Source organism: Pseudomonas sp. 1 R 17 (assembly GCF_900067035.1).
GTDB lineage: Bacteria > Pseudomonadota > Gammaproteobacteria > Pseudomonadales > Pseudomonadaceae > Aquipseudomonas > Aquipseudomonas marginalis.
The window spans coordinates 502,732-523,867 of sequence record NZ_FKLB01000058.1 but is presented as its reverse complement, the minus strand read 5'-3'; the positions used below and the strand labels follow the sequence as shown (position 1 = coordinate 523,867).

At 62.9% G+C, this 21,136-nt stretch carries 17 protein-coding genes; 13 read left to right on the top strand and 4 right to left on the bottom strand.

Going from position 1 to position 21,136, the window contains the following annotated elements; translation table 11 throughout:
- The 3 genes from BFP99_RS23215 to BFP99_RS23205 form a co-directional block, all read right to left on the bottom strand.
- The coding region (locus BFP99_RS23215; protein WP_141690811.1) for an ATP-binding cassette domain-containing protein at nt 1-370 on the bottom strand (370 nt) is incomplete at its 3' end.
- A complete protein-coding gene (locus BFP99_RS23210; protein WP_027606728.1) occupies nt 367-1,428 on the bottom strand; it encodes an acyl-CoA dehydrogenase family protein in 1,062 nt (353 codons plus the stop codon). The genes BFP99_RS23210 and BFP99_RS23215, both read right to left, overlap by 4 nt.
- Before the next feature lie 40 nt (nt 1,429-1,468).
- Nucleotides 1,469-2,029, bottom strand: coding sequence for a carboxymuconolactone decarboxylase family protein (locus BFP99_RS23205; RefSeq protein WP_027606729.1), 561 nt, complete (start codon nt 2,027-2,029; stop codon nt 1,469-1,471).
- Nucleotides 2,030-2,130: 101 nt separating this feature from the next.
- Here BFP99_RS23205 and BFP99_RS23200 point away from each other — a divergent pair, with 101 nt between their 5' ends.
- Complete coding sequence (locus BFP99_RS23200; RefSeq protein WP_027606730.1) at nt 2,131-3,036, top strand: AraC family transcriptional regulator; 906 nt, start codon at nt 2,131-2,133, stop codon at nt 3,034-3,036.
- Here the strand turns inward: BFP99_RS23200 and BFP99_RS23195 are convergent.
- Nucleotides 3,033-3,944 (bottom strand): LysR family transcriptional regulator, encoded by a 912-nt coding sequence (locus tag BFP99_RS23195; RefSeq protein WP_065927332.1) that lies wholly within the window; start codon nt 3,942-3,944, stop codon nt 3,033-3,035. The two genes, BFP99_RS23200 and BFP99_RS23195, sit on opposite strands and share 4 nt — an antisense overlap.
- A 116-nt stretch (nt 3,945-4,060) precedes the next feature.
- Here BFP99_RS23195 and BFP99_RS23190 point away from each other — a divergent pair, with 116 nt between their 5' ends.
- The 12 genes from BFP99_RS23190 to BFP99_RS23135 all read left to right on the top strand — a co-directional run bounded on the left by BFP99_RS23190 (nt 4,061) and on the right by BFP99_RS23135 (nt 21,120).
- Nucleotides 4,061-5,056: an aldo/keto reductase gene (locus BFP99_RS23190; protein ID WP_065927331.1), complete on the top strand. Its 996-nt coding sequence runs from the start codon at nt 4,061-4,063 to the stop codon at nt 5,054-5,056.
- Between the two features lie 164 nt (nt 5,057-5,220).
- Nucleotides 5,221-6,783, top strand: a complete 1,563-nt coding sequence (locus BFP99_RS23185) for a M91 family zinc metallopeptidase (RefSeq protein ID WP_083221241.1) — start codon at nt 5,221-5,223, stop codon at nt 6,781-6,783.
- A gap of 189 nt (nt 6,784-6,972) precedes the next feature.
- Nucleotides 6,973-8,967 (top strand): methyl-accepting chemotaxis protein, encoded by a 1,995-nt coding sequence (locus tag BFP99_RS23180; RefSeq protein ID WP_065948309.1) that lies wholly within the window; start codon nt 6,973-6,975, stop codon nt 8,965-8,967.
- A 78-nt stretch (nt 8,968-9,045) separates the two neighbouring features.
- Nucleotides 9,046-9,504, top strand: coding sequence for an SRPBCC family protein (locus tag BFP99_RS23175; protein WP_065948308.1), 459 nt, complete (start codon nt 9,046-9,048; stop codon nt 9,502-9,504).
- A gap of 81 nt (nt 9,505-9,585) precedes the next feature.
- A complete protein-coding gene (locus BFP99_RS23170) occupies nt 9,586-10,032 on the top strand; it encodes a DUF411 domain-containing protein (protein WP_065927328.1) in 447 nt (148 codons plus the stop codon).
- Between the two features lie 9 nt (nt 10,033-10,041).
- Nucleotides 10,042-10,479: a YqaA family protein gene (locus BFP99_RS23165; RefSeq protein ID WP_027606736.1), complete on the top strand. Its 438-nt coding sequence runs from the start codon at nt 10,042-10,044 to the stop codon at nt 10,477-10,479.
- A gap of 44 nt (nt 10,480-10,523) precedes the next feature.
- A complete protein-coding gene (locus BFP99_RS23160) occupies nt 10,524-11,525 on the top strand; it encodes an alpha/beta fold hydrolase (RefSeq protein WP_065948307.1) in 1,002 nt (333 codons plus the stop codon).
- 24 nt (nt 11,526-11,549) lie between these two features.
- Nucleotides 11,550-12,503, top strand: coding sequence for a D-2-hydroxyacid dehydrogenase family protein (locus BFP99_RS23155; RefSeq protein WP_065948306.1), 954 nt, complete (start codon nt 11,550-11,552; stop codon nt 12,501-12,503).
- A 467-nt stretch (nt 12,504-12,970) separates the two neighbouring features.
- Nucleotides 12,971-14,527, top strand: a complete 1,557-nt coding sequence (gene glgA / locus BFP99_RS23150) for a glycogen synthase GlgA (RefSeq protein WP_074846904.1) — start codon at nt 12,971-12,973, stop codon at nt 14,525-14,527.
- Between the two features lie 19 nt (nt 14,528-14,546).
- The gene (treZ, locus tag BFP99_RS23145) at nt 14,547-16,292 is read left to right on the top strand and encodes a malto-oligosyltrehalose trehalohydrolase (protein WP_065948305.1); all 1,746 of its coding nucleotides are present in this window, start codon (nt 14,547-14,549) and stop codon (nt 16,290-16,292) included.
- On the top strand, nt 16,289-18,373 hold the full coding sequence (gene malQ, locus BFP99_RS23140) for a 4-alpha-glucanotransferase (protein ID WP_065948304.1): 2,085 nt from the start codon (nt 16,289-16,291) through the stop codon (nt 18,371-18,373). The genes treZ and malQ overlap by 4 nt, the downstream gene beginning before the upstream one ends.
- Entirely contained in the window at nt 18,370-21,120 is a 2,751-nt protein-coding gene (locus tag BFP99_RS23135) for a malto-oligosyltrehalose synthase (RefSeq protein WP_065925223.1), read from the top strand. The genes malQ and BFP99_RS23135 overlap by 4 nt, the downstream gene beginning before the upstream one ends.
- Nucleotides 21,121-21,136 lie beyond the last annotated feature (16 nt).

The window sequence follows — 21,136 nt, the reverse complement described above, 5'->3', positions numbered from 1 at the left end:
CAACCGCCGCGATGGCGTGGTCGACGCGCCGGCGGCGCTCATCAGCGCCGAGGTGCGGCTGGCGGGCGAAATCCAGGCCGAACGCGACGTTCTTTTCCAGGCTCAACCACGGCAACAGGCTGGGGTCCTGGAACGCTACGGCGACACGTGGATGGGGGCCGCTCAACGGCTCGCCCAACACCTGCACCTTGCCTTCCTGGGGCGTCTGCAAACCGGCGAGCACCCGCAACAGGCTGGACTTGCCGACCCCGCTGGGGCCCAGGATCGACACCACTTCACCGCGCTGCAATTGCAGGTCGAAGCCTTGCAGCACCGGGCCGCCGGCGTACCCCAGGCCAATGCCCCGGGCACTCAATACCACCGGGCTCACAGGTTGGCCTGGCGTTGCAACTCGGTGCGCAATTGCACCAGGCTGGGCGTGACGATCGGCACAAATGCCGACTCCCGCCAGCGCCGCGCAAACCCACTGCCATGGGCCGTGAGGTAAGCCTTGCCGCCACTGGCCTGCAGTTCCAGCTGCACCGCGCTGGCGGCGGTTTCGGCCAGGCCGATGCGCAACTTGAACAGCGCCACCGGCTCGGCGGCGAAGCGCCCGGCGAGCAGGCCATTCTGCAGCTCGGTCACCAGGTGATCCAAGGTCCCGCGCAACCCTTCGAGTTCTTCGCGCAGCACCGTGCGGGCCGCGCCCAGGTGATGGGCGACTTCCGCCAGCGAGCGCCGGGCCAGGCCGATCGACATACCGCACTGCAAACCCAGGAACGCCGGGCGCACGGCCGGCAGGAACTTGCGTGCATCCTCGTGCAGCAACCACTCGCGACTCAGCTCGACACCTTCCAGGCCCAGGGCTGCGGTGTTGCTCGATTGCAGGCCGAGCAGTTCCAGGTCGCCGGAACGTTGCAGGCCAGCCACCGAATCCGGGATCGCCAGGATAAACGGCGCGCCGCCGCCGGCATGCTCGACCGCCGCCGCCGCGACAAAGCCGTTCTTGCGCAGGTTGGTCACCCAGTGCAGGCGACCGTTGAGGGTCCAGCCGTGATCGGTGGGCTCGGCGCTGATCTGCAGCGTCTCGATGCCCGACAGGAACTTCATGGCATTCGACAAACCGGTGGCCCCCGCCAGCCTGCCGCTGAGCAGGTCCGGCAGCAATTGCTCGCGCAGCCGCTCATTCGGGCTCTGCAGCAGATACTCGATAAACGAGCGCTGGCCCCAGCACACAAACGCCGCCGCCAACGAATGGCTGGCGACATGGGCGATGGCCTCGACGGCGCCGGCCACATCGCCGCCCAGGCCGCCGAAGGCTTTTGGCACACCGATACGCAGTACGTTGGCCTCTGCCAGTCGTGGCAGCACTTCCTGGGGATCGCAACTGCCCACATCCAGGGCCTGCGCTTGAACATCGAGCCAACGGCTCAAGATCGGGTCAAGCATTCATGTTTCTCCTTGTCAAAGCAGCAGGGCCATCTGCCCTTCAGCTGGCCGGTTTTTCCCAACGGTATTGCGCCAGCTCCGGGTTCAGCGGGGTACGGGCAAACACGTTAGCGAAGTTGCACAGGGTTGCCAGGCTCACCCCCAAAATAACTTCCAGGGCCTGGCCTTCGGTGTAACCGGCGGCGCGGAACGCGTCAAAACCGGCATCGCTGACATCGCCACGGGTGGCAATGACTTCCCGGGTAAAGGCGGCGAGTGTCTCATAACGGGCATTGGGCAATTCGCCGCGCTGGCGCAGGGCGTCGATGACCTCTTCCGGCAGCTTGGCCTTGTTGCGCGCCACGGCGGTGTGGCCGGCGACGCAGAAATCGCAGCCGTGGGTAGTGGCGGCAATCAACTGCACCACTTCGCGATCGGCCAGGCTCAGCTCGGCCTTGGCGTTCAGGCCCGAGACGGTGATGTAGGTTTCCAGCGCCGCCGGGGCATTGGCCAACACGGCCAGCAGATTGGGGATGAAACCCGAGGCTTTCAGCGCATTTTCCAGCAGCGGCTTGGCGGCGGGTGGCGCGGTTTGCGGGGTGAGCAGCGGTACACGGGACATGGAGCGGTCTCCTGAGGGGTCGTTTATCCAGTCTGTTGGTTATAAGAAATCCTCTCAATAGGCTAAAGTAGCGATTACTTGCTCTTGAGTCTTTCCATTAGATGAATTCTTCCAGTGCCCTTGTCGATTGGTTATTAGACAGCCTCGAACTCAACACCAGCCTGTTCCATGTCGGGCGCTATTGCGGCGATTGGCATGCCAGCACCCACGGCCTGGCGCGCGCGAGTTTCCATCTGATCGTGCAGGGCGAGTGCTGGCTGCATATCGCCGGCGAACCCACGCCCGTCGAGTTGAACAACGGCGACGCGGTGTTCCTGCTCCGTGACCTTGAGTATCGGTTGTCCGGAGCAGCCACGGCGGCCGGCGCGCGGGAGTGTCCGCGACGCCCGATGCTGCCCCTGGACAACGGCGCCAGCGACGGCGTGGGGCTGGTGTGCGGGTTCTTTCACTTCCAGTCGGGCTTGTCGGCGATGATCGTCGATACCCTGCCCGCGTGGATCGTCCTGCGGGCCGGCGACCCCTCGCTGACGGCCGCCCGCAACCTGTTCGAGCTGATCCTGCAAGAGTGCCAGCGCGACCCGGCGCCGTCCGCGGCCTTGCTCGAGCGCCTGTGCCACCTGCTGTTCCTGTATGTACTGCGCCAGCAAGTGCTGGATAACCACGCACTCGGTGGCCTGGCCGCGCTGGGTCGCCAGCCGGCATTCGCGAACCTGCTGGAACACCTGATTGCTCGCCCGGCAGACGCCTGGACCCTGGAAAGCATGGCGGCCTGCACCGGTTTGTCGCGCTCGGCGTTTTTCAAGCGCTTCACTGAATTGTGCGGACAGTCGCCCGGCCAGGTGCTGCTGATGATGCGCATGCGCCACGCCTGCCAATTGTTCAAGCAGGACCAAACGGTCGCGGATGTCGCAGTGGCGGTGGGTTATCAGTCCGTGGCGGCGTTTACCCGAGCCTTCCACAAAGTGACCGGGCAGCAACCCGGCGCTTATCGCAAGGCCCAGGCCTAGCGTTGCAAACCGGTGCCCGGCCGACCACACAGCTCAACCAGCCAATCCACAAACACCCTCACCCGCTGTGACAACTGGCGATGGGGCGGATACAGCGCCGTCAGCGCCATTTTCGGCACCGGCAACTGCGCCAGCACGGGCACCAGGCGGCCCTCGGCCAGTTGCCGCATCGCATGATAGTGCGGCGCCTGAATCAGGCCATAGCCGGCTTCGCACGCAGCGAAATAACCATCGGAGCTGTTGACCGCCACGCGCTTGGGCAACTGGATCGAGTGCACGGCGTTGTCGACCAGGAACTCCAGGCCGAACCGCTTGCCACTGGCCGTGGAGACATACTCGACCATCTGGTGATTGGCCAGGTCGTCGAGGCCCGCCGGTATGCCCATGCGCTCCAGGTACACAGGACTCGCCAGGGTCAACTGGTCCATCATTGCCAAAGGCCTGGCCACCAGCGACTCATCCAGGGCCGGACCGCCGCGCAGCACGCAATCCACACCTTCGCGGATCAGGTCCACCGGGCGGTCGTTCAGGCCGATGTCCAATTCGATCTGCGGATAGCGCGCGGTGAACGCCGGCAACGCGGGAATCACAATCAAGCGCCCGATCCCCGAGGGCATATCCACGCTCAAGGTGCCGCGTGGGTTCTGGCGGCGGGTGGAGAACACCGCCTCGGTTTCCTCCAGGTCGGTGAGCAACTGTACGCAACGCTGGTAATACGCAGCGCCGTCCAGGGTCGGGCTGACCTGGCGCGTGGTGCGCTGCAGCAACTGCACGCCCAGGTGCGCTTCCAGTTGCTTGATCAGGATGGTCACCGACGCGCGCGGCAGTTGCAGGCTGTCGGCGGCCTTGGCAAATCCACCCAACTCGACAATCCGGGTAAACACACGCATGGCGTTAAAACGATCCAAGGGCCGACTCCAGGAGGATTATTTAGAAATTACCAATAGTGATAGTGCTTTTAGCCGGTTTATCCAGGTTTTGTCGAGGGTAACAATGGCGTCCTACCTCATCAGGAGCTGCACCCATGCACACTCGTCAACTCGGTAAGAACGGTCCCCACGTCAGTGCCATCGGCCTCGGCTGCATGGGCATGAGTGACTTCTATACCCCCGGCACCGACACCACGGAGGCCACTGCCACCCTGCATCGCGCCTTGGAGTTGGGCGTCAATTTTCTGGATACCGCCGATATGTACGGCCCCCACACCAATGAGCAACTGATCGGCAAAGCCATTGCCGGCAAACGTGACCAAGTGTTCCTGGCGAGCAAGTTCGGCATTGTGCGTGACCCGGCCAATTCGGCGGTGCGTGGAGTGAACGGTCGCCCCGAGTACATTCGCGATGCCATCAACGGTACCTTGCAGCGCCTGGGCGTGGACACCCTGGACCTGTACTACCAGCACCGAATCGACCCGCAGGTGGCCATCGAAGAAACCGTCGGTGCCATGGCCGAGCTGGTGCAGCAAGGCAAGGTGCGTTACCTGGGGCTGAGCGAAGCATCCGCCGCCACGCTGGAGCGCGCCCATAAGGTGCACCCGATCAGCGCCCTGCAAAGCGAATATTCCCTGTGGAGCCGCGACCAGGAAAGCAACGGCTGCCTCGCGGCCTGCCAACGCCTGGGGATTGCGTTTGTGCCTTACAGCCCGCTGGGCCGAGGCTTCCTGACGGGCGCACTGAAAAGCCCGGAGGATTTCGATGCCGATGACTACCGCCGCGCCAACCCACGCTTCCAGGGCGAGAACTTCGCGAAGAACCTGCAACTGGTCAAGCAGGTTCAAACCCTCGCGGCAGACAAAGGCGTCACTGCCGGGCAACTGGCGCTGGCGTGGGTGTTGGCACAAGGCGACTTCATTATTCCGATTCCTGGCACCAAGCAGCGCAAGTACCTGCAGGAGAACGTGGCGGCCGTGTCGATCCGACTCGGCGCGGCTGAACTGGCGGCACTGGAGAGGATCTTTCCGGCCGATGCAAGTGCCGGCCTGCGCTATCCCGCAGAGGTGATGGCCATGCTGGATATCTGACGGCCAAGCTCAAGGGGCACCCGCTTTGCGGTGCTCCGACGCCAACACGTTTAGCACTAAAGCCCCTCCGGGGGCGGGGAACCTTCTCAGTCGGAGTTCCACGTAATAGCAACCCTGATACGTAATCAGGGTGCCCTTACACGCACACCCAAGAGGACATGCCGATGCTATCTGCACTTGCCCATTCCCTGACATCCGGACTCTACGCCCAACTCCCCCAGCCTTTCGCTGAAACAAACGCTTCGCACTTCACCCCTCCCACCGACCTGACGCCAGGCATCGTGAACCGCCGCACCCACACGCTGCTTGTCGACGGTGACACCAAAATCAGCAGGGTCGTTGACTGGAACCCAGATGACCTCAAGGGACCGAAGATCCTGACCAGTTATCTCCACGTGGAAACCGGTAATGCCGCCGACCGTATCCACGTGCGCAGTTGGTCGGTGGACAAGCTGCAGATCTTCATCAACGATAAACCGCATTTAGTCGATATCAATACAAAGGAAAGAAGCGAGCACGAGCTTTTCATCGACAGCCACGGCGGTGACGACACGGTCATCATCGACGATGACGTCAAGCTTCGCGTGAGCGTGAAAGGCGGCGACGGCAACGATTATCTCCAGGCGGGCGGAGGTCGCAGCAGGCTTTTCGGAGGGGCTGGCAACGATATCCTGCAGGTGGGCAGCGGCCTGGGTTATGCCGAGGGCAACGACGGCGATGACACAATCATGGGAGGTCCCGGCAATGGCGTAATGTACGGTAATAAAGGCAAGGACCTGCTCATTGCAGGCTTTGGCCCCTCCACCAGGCAGACCTATCTGGACGGTGGCGACGACAACGATGTACTTCTTGCAGGCAGCGGACATACCGTTGCACATGGGGGCAATGGCGATGACGTCCTTGCAGGGTACGAGCGCACGACCTTCTACACCGGCAAAGGAAACGACACTATCTGGAACAACCAGCCCAAGGACCTTATCTACGCCAAGGCCAGGGATGGTTTCGACCGCACCAGGGGTTCGACTTTCACCGAAGTGAAGCCAAGCAATGCCGGCAACCTGGGATTCAGTGTAGAAACTCCCCCTGAGACCCCGGAGGAGGACGCACAGGCTTTCAAGCAGCGCGTCGCCGACGATTTTGAATTTCTGCGCAGTTCACCCATAGGGCAACAAGCACTCAAACAAATGGATGAGCTCGCGGTGGCAAATGGCGGCAAGGTTACCATCAAGCCGATCGGTAACGGCGGTACCCAATACGTTCCTGGCAGTAGTGAACTGGATGAATTGACGCCCGAGGAGCGCGAAAGCGCAGAAGCCGGAACCTACGGGCATATCACGGATGGCGTTCCCGGTTTCCGCGTCACTCGCGGCATCATTCACTATGACCCGCCATCTATTATCGAAAACGCCGAGCGTACCCACACAATTGTGCCCGTAACCGGTCTCGCCCATGAGATAAACCACGCCTACACCTACGCAACCGGTACAACCGAGCATGGGTACACCCGCGAAGCGCCGGGGGACGACGGCCTTGTCGAGAATGGTGAACGTCAAGTCATCGGTTTACCCTACGTTGAAGAACCTTCCGAGGACGGCACCCCTCCCTCGACATCAGCGCGTGTAACCAATCCGAAACACTTCACCGAGAACGCCCTGAATGCAGAAATGGGCAAACCCTTGAGGCAGTCCTACTTATGGACACCCAGCCCTCAAGGTCGCGGCGAGTGATACAGCGCCGGCAAGCCAGGCATTGATTCGATAAGCGGTAATCCCCATGGCGAGGCAACTGCTGGCCTCGCCATGTTAAAAACCTGATTTGGCACCTCCGTACCTAAAGCTCTTCCTCGCCAAGCCGATAGCCCTACGAAGCTCCAAAACAGCCGCGTCGATAATAAACGCTTCGTAAGGACGACCCCCATGCCCCCACTGCGTTCCATCCAAGCCCGCTATACCCTGTTCCTGGTGCTGTTCGTCCTGGTGTTGTTCGTGTTGACGGTCGTCGGCATCGGCCAACTGGTCGCGCCCACGCTGCGCCATACCGAGGAACAGGTGGTGCTCAACCGCATCAGTGAGGTGGCCGAGCAGATCCAGGGCGAACTCAACAAGGTTCAGTCCCAGCAACGCACCATCACCCAGACCATTCCCCTGCTCGACAGCGATGCCATCGACAAGGTCCTGCCGGGCCTGGTCGACCAATATGGTGAGCTGAAGGTCTTCGGCGGCGGTATCTGGCCGCTGCCCAACCAGCGCACGCCGGGGCGCAACAAGCACAGCACCTTCTGGCACCGCGATGCCTCGGGCAAGCTGGCAGTGAACACCTTCTGGAACAGCGACCCCGCCCCCAACTATTACGACCAGAGCTGGTACAAGGGCGGTCTCGCGTCGCCACGCGGCCAATGTGCCTGGGCCGCGGCCTACAAGGACGACGCCAGCCAGGAGCCGCGCACCAACTGCGCCATGGCGATCCAGCGTGACGGCGCGGCGTACGGCGTGGCCACCATCGACGTGACCCTGGGCTTCTTCAACGAACTGGTAGCCAGCAAGGAAAAGGACATCGGCGGGCAAATGCTGATCGTCGAAGGCGATGGCAAGATCATCAGCAACAGCACGCGCCTGAGCAGCCCGGTGGTGTTGAAGAACATCAGTGAATTGACCGGCACCTCGGCCTTTGCCGCCCAGGTCAGCAAGGCCCTGGCCCATCGCGACCAAGCCTTGCAGCGCAACGAGTTCGACAACCAGGGCGTGGCCAGCACCTTCTACATGCGCCCCATCGAAGGCACGCCGTGGTTCCTCGCCACCGCCCTGCCCACCTCGCTGATCACCGCCCAGCGCGATGACGTACTCGGCAGCCTGGCCCTGTTGCAGATCCCCATGGTGTTGCTGCTGGTGCTGCTGGCGGTGTATGCGATCCGCCAATTGGTGCAGCGCATGAAAATCCTGAAGACCAACATCGATGCACTGTCCACCGGCGATGCCGACCTGACGCGGCGCATCACCATCCGCGCCGAAGACGAACTGGGCGCCATCGGCCATTCGGTGAACCGCTTTATCGTCTACCTGCAAGACATGATCGGCGAAGTGACCCAGGCCACTGGCGCCATGTCATCGGGCCTTGAGCAATTGCAGCACACCTCGGCCCACACCAACAGCATCCTGGTGCGCCACGCCTCGGAGACCGACCAGACCGTCACCGCTATCACCGAAATGAGCTCCACCGCCGATACCGTGGCGCAGAACGCCGCGCAAACCGCTTCGTTCACCCAGCGCGCCAACGAACACGCCGACCGCTCCCGCGTGGTGGTGGGTGAGGCGTCCACCAGCGTCAGTGCGCTGATCGGCGAAGTCGCCAGTGCCACTCACACCGTCGAGAACATGCGCCAGGACGCCGCGCGCATCACCGAAACCCTCGGCGTGATCGGCGCGATTGCCGGCCAGACCAACCTGCTGGCCCTCAACGCCGCGATTGAAGCCGCGCGGGCCGGCGAGCAGGGTCGTGGTTTTGCGGTGGTGGCCGACGAAGTCCGCGCCCTGGCGGCGCGTACCCAGGCCAGCACTTCGCAGATCAATGAAATGCTCGCACGCCTGACCACCGGTGTCAGTTCGTCGGTGGCGGCCATGGAAAACACCCAGGCCAGTTGCCAGTCGGCGGCGGATGCCACGGCACGGGTGAACACCGGCCTCGACGAGATGGCCGGTTCGGTCAGCCATATCAATGACCTCAGCACCCAGATCGCCACCGCTGCCGAACAGCAAAGCGCGGTGACCGAGGAGATCAACCGCAGCATGGTGCATATCCGACATATGGTCGAAGAGCTGGTGCAGAGCGGCCATGCCACGCAAACCAATACACAAAGCCTGCTGGACGCCAATGGCCGGGTGATTGCGTTGATGGGCCGGTTCAAGGTGCGCTGATAAATGGCTGAAACACTCCCGTGCAATGTGCGGGAGTGGGACTATTCTGACAGTTCACAGCCACACAGGAGGTGTGCCATGCGCGCTGTCGAGCAGTCGGTCCGCTTGGATCGGATCAGTCAGGAACGTTTTATCCAGGCCCCTATCGATGCCGTCTACGACTATGTGACCCAACCGGATCGCTGGCACGAATGGCACCCCACCTCCCTCGGTGCCGACACCGGCACCAGCGGCCCCCTCCCCGCCGGCGCACGTTTTACCGAAATGATCGACTTGCTGGGCGTGCGCGTGCCCATGAGCTACCGCGTGCAGATCGCCCGGCGTCCCGACGAGTTCAAGACGGTGTTCACCTCACTGGCCGTCGACGGCTCGATTCATTACTTTTTGCAGCCCTTTCGCGACGGCACCCTGTTCAAGCGCGTGCTGACCTATGAAACCGAATTGCAGTTGGCCAGCCTCCATGAACGCATGATCGCGCTGTCGGCGATTGCACTGGACCGGCTCAAGCAGCGGATGGAAAACTCGCTCTCCGTATAATTTTGAAACATTAACCCGACGTCCCAGGGATAAAAGCACGGAGAATGCCCGGCTTACTGCCCGGTATTGGACGAGACCTCCATGAAAATCCCATTGCGATTGGCCCTGCTTTCAGTGCTGTTCACCACCACCCTGGCCCAGGCCGCCGACCTGATCCCCATCGATGTGCACCGCGACGCCAATTGTGGCTGCTGCAAAAAGTGGATCAGCCACCTGGAAAGCAACGGCTTCAAGGTCAAAGACCATGTCGAAGCCGACATGAGTGCAGTCAAGCAACGGCTGGGCGTGGCCCCGCGCCTGGGCTCGTGCCATACCGCCGTGATCGACGGCAAGTTCGTCGAAGGCCATGTGCCCGCCGAGCAGGTACTGGCCTTGCGCAAGCGCGACGACCTGCTGGGTATTGCCGCACCGGGCATGCCCATGGGTTCGCCCGGCATGGAAATGGACGGCCATGCCGAGGCCTATCAAGTCATCGGCCTGACCCGCGATGGCCAGGATGTGGTGTTGGCGGACTACCCGGCGCACTGATCGGTGCCGATGGGTTACCTGGGGCTGTTTCTTGCCGCATTCGGCGCGGCGACGTTACTGCCCCTGCAATCGGAAGCGGTGCTGGTCGGCCTGTTGATCAGCGGGCACTACAGCCTGTGGCTGCTGCTGGGTATCGCCACCCTGGGCAACGTCCTCGGCTCGCTGGTCAATTGGTGGCTGGGGCGCTGGGTGGAGCACTTCAAGCAGCGTCGCTGGTTTCCGGTCAGCGACAAGCAGCTGGAAAAGGCCCGCCATCATTACCAGCGCTGGGGGCACTGGACGCTGCTGCTCAGTTGGCTGCCGGTCATTGGCGACCCGCTGACGTTGGTGGCCGGGGTGATGCGTGAACCGTTGTGGCGGTTCCTGCTGCTGGTGACCCTGGCCAAGGGCCTGCGATACGCGGTGCTCGCCGCCGTGACCCTGCAATGGGTGTTAATCCCCCGTTAATCCCGCGCAAACAGCATCCGAGCATTCTGTCCGGAGCCCCGCCCATGCCTCTATCCCGCGTTTTTTGCATCGCCGGCCTGCTGACGGCCGGCGCCGCCCCGGCGTTCGCCGCCAGCTATGGCCCTGAGCTGCAAGGTTTCCAATACCCCTATCCCCTCGAACATTTCCAATTCCAATCCCAAGGCAAAGCCCTGCAAATGGGCTACATGGACGTGCCGGCCAAGGGCCAGCCGAACGGGCGCAATGTGGTGCTGATGCACGGCAAGAACTTTTGCGGCGCAACCTGGGAAGGCACGATCAAGGCCCTGAGCGACGCCGGTTATCGGGTGATTGCACCGGACCAGATCGGTTTCTGCAGTGCCAGCAAGCCCGACCACTACCAGTACAGCTTCCAGCAATTGGCCCTCAACACCCATCAATTGCTGGAAAAACTCGGCATTCAAAAGGCCACGCTCATAGGCCATTCCACCGGCGGCATGCTCGCCACCCGTTACGCGTTGATGTACCCCGAGCAGACCGAGCAGCTCGGGCTGGTGAATCCCATCGGCCTGGAAGACTGGAAAGCCCTGGGCGTGCCCACGCTCAGCGTCGACCAATGGTATGCGCGAGAACAGAAAGTCAGCGCCGAGGGGATTCGCAAGTACCAGCTCAATACCTATTACGTCGGACGCTGGAAGCCGGAGTACGAGCGCTGGGTAGACATGTATGCGGGCCTGAGCAATGGCCCCGGCCACGCGCTGGTCGCATGGAACTCGGCGTTGATTTACGACATGATCTTCACCCAGCCGGTGTACTACGAGTTCAAGCATCTGCAGATGCCCACCCTGTTGCTCATCGGCACCGCCGACACCACCGCCATCGGCAAAGACGTTGCGCCGCCGGCGGTCAAGGCCAGGATCGGCAACTACGCGGTACTGGGCAAGCAAGTGGCCAAACTGATTCCCCATGCCACACTGGTGGAGTTCCCGGGCCTGGGCCATGCACCGCAGATGGAAGAACCGGCGAAGTTTCACCAGGCGCTGTTGCAGGGCTTGAGCGCCCTTTAATCCAACTTTTCGAGGCACGCGTGCATGTCGGTACAGATCGCAGTCATTGATGATTGGCAAAATGTGGCCAATGGCGTGGTGGATTGGTCGGTGCTGGAGGCGGTTGGGCAGGTGCACTTCCTGCACGATTACCCGGCAGATACCGCCACGATGATCGAGCGTTTGAAGGCGTTCGAGGTCATTTGCGTCATGCGCGAACGCTCGACCTTCGACCAAGCGCTGTTACAGGGTTTGCCCAACCTCAAGTTGCTGGTGACCGGCGGCATGCGCAATGCCGCCCTCGACATTGCCGCCGCCAAGGCCATGGGCATCCAGGTGTGCGGCACCGACAGCTACAAGCAGGCGGCGCCGGAGCTGACCTGGGCACTGATCATGGCGTCTACGCGCAATCTGCTGACCGAAGCCAACTCACTGCGCGCGGGTGGCTGGCAGGTGGGACTGGGTGGCGACCTGCATGGCAAGACCCTGGGAATTCTCGGGTTGGGCAGTATTGGCCAGAAGGTCGCGCAGTTTGCCCAGGTATTCGGCATGCGGGTGATTGCCTGGAGTGAAAACCTCACGCCGGAGCGCGCCGCGCAGGCCGGGGCGACCTGGGTCAGCAAGCGCGAGCTGTTTGAGCAGGCCGACATTCTCACGATTCATTTGGTACTCAGCGACCGCAGCCGTGGCCTGGTCGATGCCGAAGCATTGAGTTGGATGAAGCCGACGGCCCGGTTGGTGAATACCGCGCGCGGGCCGATTGTGGATGAGCAGGCGCTGGTGCAGGCATTGACCACTGGTCGCCTGGCGGGCGCGGCACTCGATGTATTCGCCGAGGAGCCGCTGCCGGTCGATCACCCGTTTCGCCACTTGCCCAACGTACTCGCCACGCCCCATGTGGGCTACGTGAGTGAGCAGAACTACCGGCAGTTCTATGAGCAGATGATTGAAGATATCCAGGCCTGGACCAAGGGCGCGCCCATTCGGATGCTGGGCTGACGCACCAATCAGGTGCGGTCCGCACTAAGGGTGTGAGCGTAATTTTTGTGGTGAGCAGGCTTGCCCTGCGCTGGGGCGCGAAGCGGCCCTGAACCGGCGCAAGCCTACTCACCACACCCTATCGCCTTCCTCAATTGCATATGGTTACAAGTTTTTTGTCCTACAAAATTCCCGCACAAACCCTACAGGCTCTGGAATCTGTCCTAGACTGATGACCGATGGGTCCCTTCCAAAACAAAAACCCCGCAAAAAATCTAAACTTTCGAACTCTGCCGTAGGTCCAGTTTTAAGGTAGGGCGAGTGCACGCGGTTCACACCCGATGCCCGTCCATCCAATCTATTTAAGCCGACCGTGCAACTGGCATAAGCCTTGCCAGTTTGTATAGCGCTTGTGCGCCTGGCCGCAGGATGCGGTCTTCGGAGCTAGTGGCAGCGGGCCATTAGCCAACCAACATTGGGAGAGAACTATGATCAGTGCCGCTGTAGATACTCAGGGAGAGCGTTTTAGTAAGGCGGCAGAGGGGCCAACGTCACTGGCCGACCTGCCCAACACTGTGCGGCCGATCGTGAGTAATAATCCCAATCGAAAGAAGGTATTGTTCGTCACCTCCGAGTTCGCCGACCTGGTGAAAACCGGTGGCCTGGGCGACGTGTCCGCGGCCCTGCCCCGCGCCATGGCCCACTTGCATGATGTGCGCGTCCTGATCCCCGGTTACCCGCAGGTGATGGAAAGCGACAACCCGATCCATATCATCGGTGAGCTGGGTGGCCACGCCGCACTGCCGCCGTGCAAGATCGGGCGCATGGACCTCAAGGACGGCCTGGTCATCTATGTGCTGATCTGCCCCGAACTCTACGAGCGCGAAGGCACGCCGTACGGCGCCAACAATGGTCGCGACTGGCCGGACAACCATATTCGCTTCGCCCGCCTGGGCCTGGCCGCTGCCGACATGGCCGCCAACCTCGCCCAGATCCACTGGTGCCCGGACCTGGTGCACGCCCACGACTGGCCCGCCGGCCTGGCCCCCGCCTATATGCACTGGCGTGGGTCACGCACACCGACCTTGTTCACCATCCATAACCTCGCCTATCAAGGCGTGGTCAGCCTGGCCTCGACGCCGGAGCTAGGCATTCCGCCCCACGCCTTGCAGCAGGAAGGCATGGAGTTCTACGGCAAGATGTCGTTCCTCAAGGCGGGCATGGCGTATTCCAGCCACATCACCACCGTGAGTGCCACCTACGCCCAGGAAATCACCACGCCGGAATTCGGCTGCGGCCTCGATGGTTTCCTCGCCGCCAAGACCCAGCAGGGCCTGCTCAGTGGCATCCCCAACGGCATCGATGAAAGTTGGGAAACCTCCACCGACACGCACCTGACCCACAACTTCAATATCGGTGACTGGGAAGGCAAGGCCATCAACGCCGACCACGTGCGCGAACTGTTCGGCCTGCATGACTCCACCGGCCCGCTGTTCGCGGTGGTCTCGCGCCTGGTCTACCAGAAAGGCCTCGACCTCACCGAAGCGGTGGCGAGCTTTATCGTCGAGAACGGCGGCCAGATCGCCATTATCGGGCGAGGCGAGCCGGAAGAGGAACAGGCCATGCGTGAACTGGCGCTGCGCTTCCCGGGCCAGGTCGGTGTGCGCATCGGCTTCAACGAGACCGACGCGCGGCGCATGTTCGCCGGCAGTGACTTCCTGCTGATGCCATCGCGCTACGAGCCCTGCGGCCTCAGCCAGATGTATGCCCAGCGCTTCGGCTCGCTGCCCGTGGCTCGCAACACCGGCGGGCTGGCGGACACCATCGAGAATGGCGTCACCGGCTTCCTGTTCAATGAATCCACCGTAGAGAGCTACGAAGAAGCCCTGAGCCGTGCGTTCCGGGTCTTCGCCAATAAAGGCCTGCTCAACGCCATGCGCAGCCGTGCCATGACCCAACCCTTCAACTGGTGCCAGGCGGTGGAACCCTACGCCGAGCTGTATGAACAACTGGTGGCCAAGGCCTTGGGGAAATCGACTAAATAATCAAGGGAGGTCTTCATAGATGCCGTTACGGACTTTGGAAACCTGGCCCCACGGCGCAATCATGCTGGACGCGCAACACACGCGTTTTGCCTTGTGGGCGCCAGACGCGTTTTATGTCAGCGTTGAATTGGAAAACGGTAAATCCATCGCCATGCTGCCCCAGGCAGATGGCTGGTTCGAGACTGAAGTGAAGTGCCCGGCGGGCACCCGCTACCGCTATAACATCGATGGGGAAATGGATGTTCCCGACCCCGCGTCCAGGGCCCAGGCCTCGGACCTGCATGGCTGGAGCCTGGTGGTCGACCCGCTCGCCTACACCTGGCGTCACGCCAACTGGCAAGGCCGCCCCTGGCACGAAGCCGTGATCTACGAATTGCACGTCGGCGCGATGGGGGGCTACGCCGAAGTCGAAAAGCACCTGCCGCGCCTGGCCGAGCTGGGCGTCACCGCGATTGAATTGATGCCGCTGGCGCAATTTCCCGGTGAGCGCAATTGGGGGTATGACGGCGTACTGCCCTACGCACCGCACTCCTCCTACGGCTCGCCCGAGCAACTCAAGCACCTGGTCGACAGCGCCCACGAACACGGCCTCGCCGTGATCCTTGACGTGGTCTACAACCACTTCGGCCCAGACGGCAATTACCTGGGCCAGTACGCCAAAGGCTTCTTCCAGGAAGACGTGCACACCCCATGGGGTGCCGGGATCGACTTTGAGCGCCGTGAAGTGCGGGATTTCTTCCTCGATAACGCGCTGATGTGGCTGCTCGAATACCGCTTCGACGGCCTGCGCCTGGACGCAGTGCACGCCATCGACAACCCCGGCTTCCTCCAGGAACTCGCGCAACGGGTACGCCAGCAGGTGGATACCGGTCGGCATGTGTGGCTGGTGCTGGAAAACGAGCTGAACCAGGCCAGCCTGCTCAAGGAGGATTTCGACGCGCAATGGAATGATGACTTCCATAACGTGCTGCACGTGTTGCTGACCGGCGAAACCGATGCCTATTACAGCGACTTTGCCCAGGACCCCACCACCAAACTCGCCCGTTGCCTGGGCGAAGGGTTTATCTACCAGGGCCACACCACTCGCCATGGCCACGAGCGCGGCGAACCGAGCGCTGACTTACCGCCCACGGCCTTCGTCGCGTTCCTGCAGAACCATGACCAGATCGGCAACCGCGCCCTGGGCGAACGCCTGCACCAGCTCTGCTCGCCCCAGGCGCTCAAGGCTGCAACCGCCCTGCTGCTGTTGTCGCCTATGATTCCGCTGATGTTCATGGGGGATGAGGCGAACGCGAGCGAGCCGTTCCTGTTTTTTACCGACCACCACGGTGAACTGGCTGAAGCGGTACGCGAAGGCCGGCGCAATGAATTTGCCGACTTCGCCGCGTTCCATGACCCCGAGCGCCGTGAACGCATCCCGGATCCGAACGCGCTGTCGACATTCGCGCAATCGGCCCCGGTGATCGCCGATAACCCGCACGCTGAGCTCTACCGCCAACTGCTGGGCCTGCGCCATCGCCATATTGTGCCGCACCTGCCTGGCGCCGTGGCATTGGGCGCGCAGGTGCTGGCCTACGCCGCCGTCAGTGCGCGCTGGCGCCTGGGCAACGGCAGCCTGTTGCAGATCGACCTGAACCTGAGCGCCACGCCGCTGGATCACCCGGCCACCGCACCGGTCCTGTTTGAAACGCCGGCCCTGCAAGGTGCGCAACTGCCGCCCTTCAGCGCCCGCGTCACCTTATCCCCTGTTGGAGAGCACCCTTGAGCGAAGCGAACCTGGAAATCCTCGCCAGCCGCGCGGGCCTGGCCGTCGATTGGATCGACGCAAACGGCCGCCCGCAACGAGTGACACCCGACGCCCTGCGCGCGGTTCTCAAAGGCCTGGGCCACCCGGCCGACAGCGATGCCGACATCAACGCCAGCCTGCTTGAATTGGAGCGGGTGCAACAAGACAAGCACCTGCCGCCCCTGATGACCGTCGACAGCGGTGAAGGCCTCGACCTGGCGCGCTACTTCGAACCCGACACCCTGTGCCGGGTCAACCTCGAAGACGGCGAAAGCCTGGAACTGCGCCTCGACGGCAATGCCGTGCTGCCCGGGGTTATCGCCTTGGGCTACCACCAGGTGCAGATCGACAACCAGAGCTTTACCCTGGCGGTCGCGCCCACCCATTGCTACAGCGTGGCCGAAGCGGTGGACAACCAACCCGCCCGCGCCTGGGGCCTGAGCGCTCAGCTGTATTCACTGCGCCGCTTGGGCGATGGCGGTTTCGGCGACACCCTGGCCCTGGAACACCTGGTCCGTTCCGCCGCCGAACGCGGCGCCGATGCCCTGGCGATCAGCCCGATGCACGCGATGTTCAGCGCCGATACCGAGCGCTACAGCCCGTACTCGCCGTCCAGCCGCCTGTTCCTCAACAGCCTGTATGCCTCGCCCGCCTGCATTCTCGGTGAACGTGAGGTGCGCAACGCGATTGAAGCCCTTGGCCTGGAAGAAGAGCTGCACGCGCTGGAACAGCACAGCCTGATCGACTGGCCGGCCGCTGCGCGGGCCAAACAACGGCTGTTGCGCGTTCTGTATGAAGACTTCCGCCACGGCCATCACCCGCAGCACGCCGACTTCCTGAGCTTTCGCCAGGCTGGTGGCGAGGCGCTGGAAAACCATTGTCGCTTCGAAGCCGTGCAGGCAGTGCGCGCCGCTGCAGGCGAGGACCTTGACTGGCGCCACTGGCCTGAAGAGTGGCGCTCGCCGCAAAGCCCGGCGCTGGTGGCGTTCGCAGAAGAGCACCACGTCGAGATCGGCTTCTACGCCTTTGGCCAATGGCTGATCGCCCGTTGCCTGGAGCGCGCCCAACAAGCCGCCAAAGGCAGCGGCATGGGCGTCGGCTTGATCGCTGACCTGGCCGTCGGTGCCGACGGCGGTGGCAGCCAGGCCTGGAGCCGCCAGGATGAGTTGCTGGCCGACCTGACCGTGGGCGCGCCACCCGACATCCTTAACCGCGCCGGCCAGGGCTGGGGCATTTCCGCGTTCTCGCCCGAAGGTCTCAAGCGCAACGGTTTCCGCGCGTTTATCGAGATGCTGCGGGCCAACTTCGCCCATGCCGGCGGCTTGCGCATCGACCATGTGATGGGCCTGCAACGCCTGTGGGTGATCCCCATGGACGCCTCGCCGCGTGAGGGCGCTTACCTGTATTACCCGGTGGACGACCTGTTGCGCCTGCTGGCGCTGGAATCCCACCGCCACCAGGCCATCGTGCTCGGCGAAGACCTCGGCACAGTGCCCGATGGGCTGCGCGAAAAACTCATCGCCCGCTCGATCCTCGGCATGCGCGTGCTGTTGTTCGAACAGGGCCACGATGGCCAGTTCAAGCCGATCCTCGACTGGCCGGACAACGCCCTGGCCACCACCAGCACCCACGACTTACCGACCCTCAACGGTTGGTGGCACAGCCGCGATATCGACTGGAACGTCCAGTTGGGCCTGATCGATGCGCCCACCGTGGAGCAATGGAGCGAGCACCGCCTGCGTGAACGCCAGGCGCTGCGCCAGGCCTTGAGCCAGGACCCGCAGAACTTCGTCGATGAGATCCGCAATGAAACCGACCACATGATCGACGCCAGCGTGCGCTACCTCGGCCACACCCGTGCGCCGCTGGTGTTGTTGCCGCTGGAAGACGCCCTGGGCCTGGAAGAACAGGCCAACCTGCCCGGCACCACCGACACCCACCCCAATTGGCGCCGCCGTTTGCCGGGCGAGGCCTCCAGCCTGCTCGACAACGCCGGTGCCGCGCGCCGCCTTGAACTGCTGGCCGTCGCGCGTAACCAAGCCTATGAGCGTGACCGATGAAAGCCCTGCCCCTGCGCGCGACCCAGCGCCTGCAATTCCACAAAGGTTTTACCCTGGATGACGCGGTCCCCCTGGTACCGTATTTCGCCCAATTGGGCATCAGCCATCTATATGCCTCGCCCTTGCTGAGTGCGCGTGCCGGTTCCATGCACGGCTACGATGTGGTCGACCCCACCAGCGTTAACCCCGAGCTGGGCGGCGAACCGGCCCTGCGTCGCCTGGTCGCGGCCCTGCGCGAGCACGATATGGGGCTGATCCTCGATATCGTCTCCAACCATATGGCCGTGGGCGGCGCCGACAACCCCTGGTGGCTGGACCTGTTGGAATGGGGCCGGCTGAGCCCCTACAGCGAATTCTTCGATATCCAGTGGCACTCCCCCGACCCGCTGCTCAAGGGCCAATTGCTCATGCCCTTCCTCGGCAGCGACTACGGCGAAGCCTTGCAGAGCGGCACGCTGACGCTGCATTTCGATGCCGCCCACGGCGCGTTTCATGTCGAGCATTACGAACATCGCTTCCCGATCTGCCCACGGGATTACGCGGCGATCCTCGGCGCCGACGAGCTGCTTAAACCCCTGGCCGACCGTTTCAGCGCCCTGGCGTATCAGGATGACGCCTACGCCGAAGCCGCCTGGCTCAAGCAGGCATTGGCCGAGCGTGCCACCGAAGTCCTCGAGCTTATCGAACGCCGACTGACCGAGTTCGACGGACGCACGCCGGAGGGCTTCAAGCGTCTGCACCACTTGCTCGAGCAACAGGCCTACCGCCTGGCCAGCTGGCGTACGGCGGCGGACGATATCAACTGGCGGCGCTTCTTCGACGTCAACGAACTGGGCGGGCTGCGCGTGGAGCGCACGGCGGTGTTCGAAGCCACCCATGGCAAGATCTTCGAACTGATCAGCCAAGGCCTGGTGGATGGCCTGCGCATCGACCACATCGACGGCCTGGCCGACCCGCGCGGTTACTGCCGCAAGCTGCGTCGTCGGGTGGATTCGCTGTCGCCCGAGCGGCACTTGCCGATCTTCGTCGAAAAAATCCTCGGCGAGGGGGAAACCCTTCGCGAAGACTGGCAAGTGGACGGCACCACCGGCTACGAATTCATGAACCAGTTGTCGTTGCTGCAACACCATCCCGAGGGCTTTGCGCCGCTGGCCGAGGTGTGGACACGCCACAGCGAACGGCCCTCGGCGTTTATCGAAGAGGCACGGCTGGCCCGCCAGCAAATCCTCAACGGCTCCCTGGGCGGCGACTTTGAAAGCGTGGCCCAGGCCCTGTTGCAGGTGGCCCGCGACGACGTGATGACCCGCGACCTGACCCTCGGCGCGATCCGTCGCGCATTGCAGGAACTGATCGTGCACTTCCCGGTGTACCGCACCTATATCAGTGCCCGTGGTCGCAGCGCAGATGACGACAAGGTGTTCCAGCAGGCCCTGGACGGCGCCCGCACGACCCTTGGCGAGGGCGACTGGCCGGTGCTCGAGCATCTGGAAAATTGGCTCGGCGGCCAGCCCTGGCGCAATCGTCCGGTGGGCCGCGAGCGCAAGATGCTCAAGCATGCCTGTGTGCGCTTCCAGCAACTGACCTCGCCGGCAGCGGCCAAGGCCGTGGAAGACACCGCGTTCTACCGCTCGGCCGTGCTGCTGTCGCGCAACGATGTGGGCTTCAGTACCGAGCAGTTCAGCGCGCCGTTGGCCGAGTTTCATGCCATCAACCAACAGCGCTTGCAGGCCTTCCCCGACAACCTGCTGGCCACCGCCACCCATGACCACAAGCGCGGCGAAGACACCCGGGCGCGCCTGGCCGTGCTCAGCGAGTGCGCGCCGTGGTACGTCGAGCAAGTGGAGCATTGGCGCACCCTGGCGGCGCCGTTGCGCGACGACGCGGCCACACCGTCGGCCGGTGATGAACTGATCCTGTACCAGGTGTTGCTGGGCAGTTGGCCGCTGGACCAGGCCGAGGACTTCGAGGGCTATCACCAGCGCCTGTGGCAGTGGCAACAAAAAGCCCTGCGCGAAGCCAAGTTGCAGAGCAGCTGGAGCGCGCCCAATGAGGCCTATGAACAGGGTGTCGAGGCTTTTCTCACGCGCCTGCTGCTCACGGAAGAAGGTCGGCCCCTGCGCAGTGCGATCAATAACGCAGCCCAGGCCATCGCCCCCGCCGGCGCACTGAATGGACTGGCGCAAACCTTGCTTCGCCTTACCGTGCCGGGTGTGCCGGACCTGTACCAGGGCGATGAGTTCTGGGACTTCAGCCTGGTGGATCCGGACAACCGTCGCCCGGTGGATTTCACCGCGCGGCAACAGGCACTCAATACCCCGCCGGACATCGGCGAACTGTTGTTCAACTGGCGTGATGGGCGTATCAAGCAAACCTTGATTGCCCACGTACTGGCCTTGCGCAAGGCCCATCCGCAGGTGTTCCGCAGCGGCCGCTATACAGCGTTGGAAGTGGTCGGCCAACACGCCGAGCGGGTGGTCGCATTCTGCCGCGAACACCAAGGCAAACGCGCGCTGGTGGTGGTGCCACGCTGGTCCCATGAGCTGCTTGAAAACGGTGTGCGTCCCCAGATCAATGCGCGGGTTTGGGGCGATACACGGGTGAAATTACCGTTCGCCGCACCAACGCAAAACTGGAAGGGACTTTTTCATACAGGCGCAGTCACACCAGACAAGGAGCTGTTGATCAGCACTGCCCTGGGGGATTTCCCGGTCAATGTCTTTATCAATCCTGATGATCAAGAAAGCTGAAAATTTTCTGTGAGGA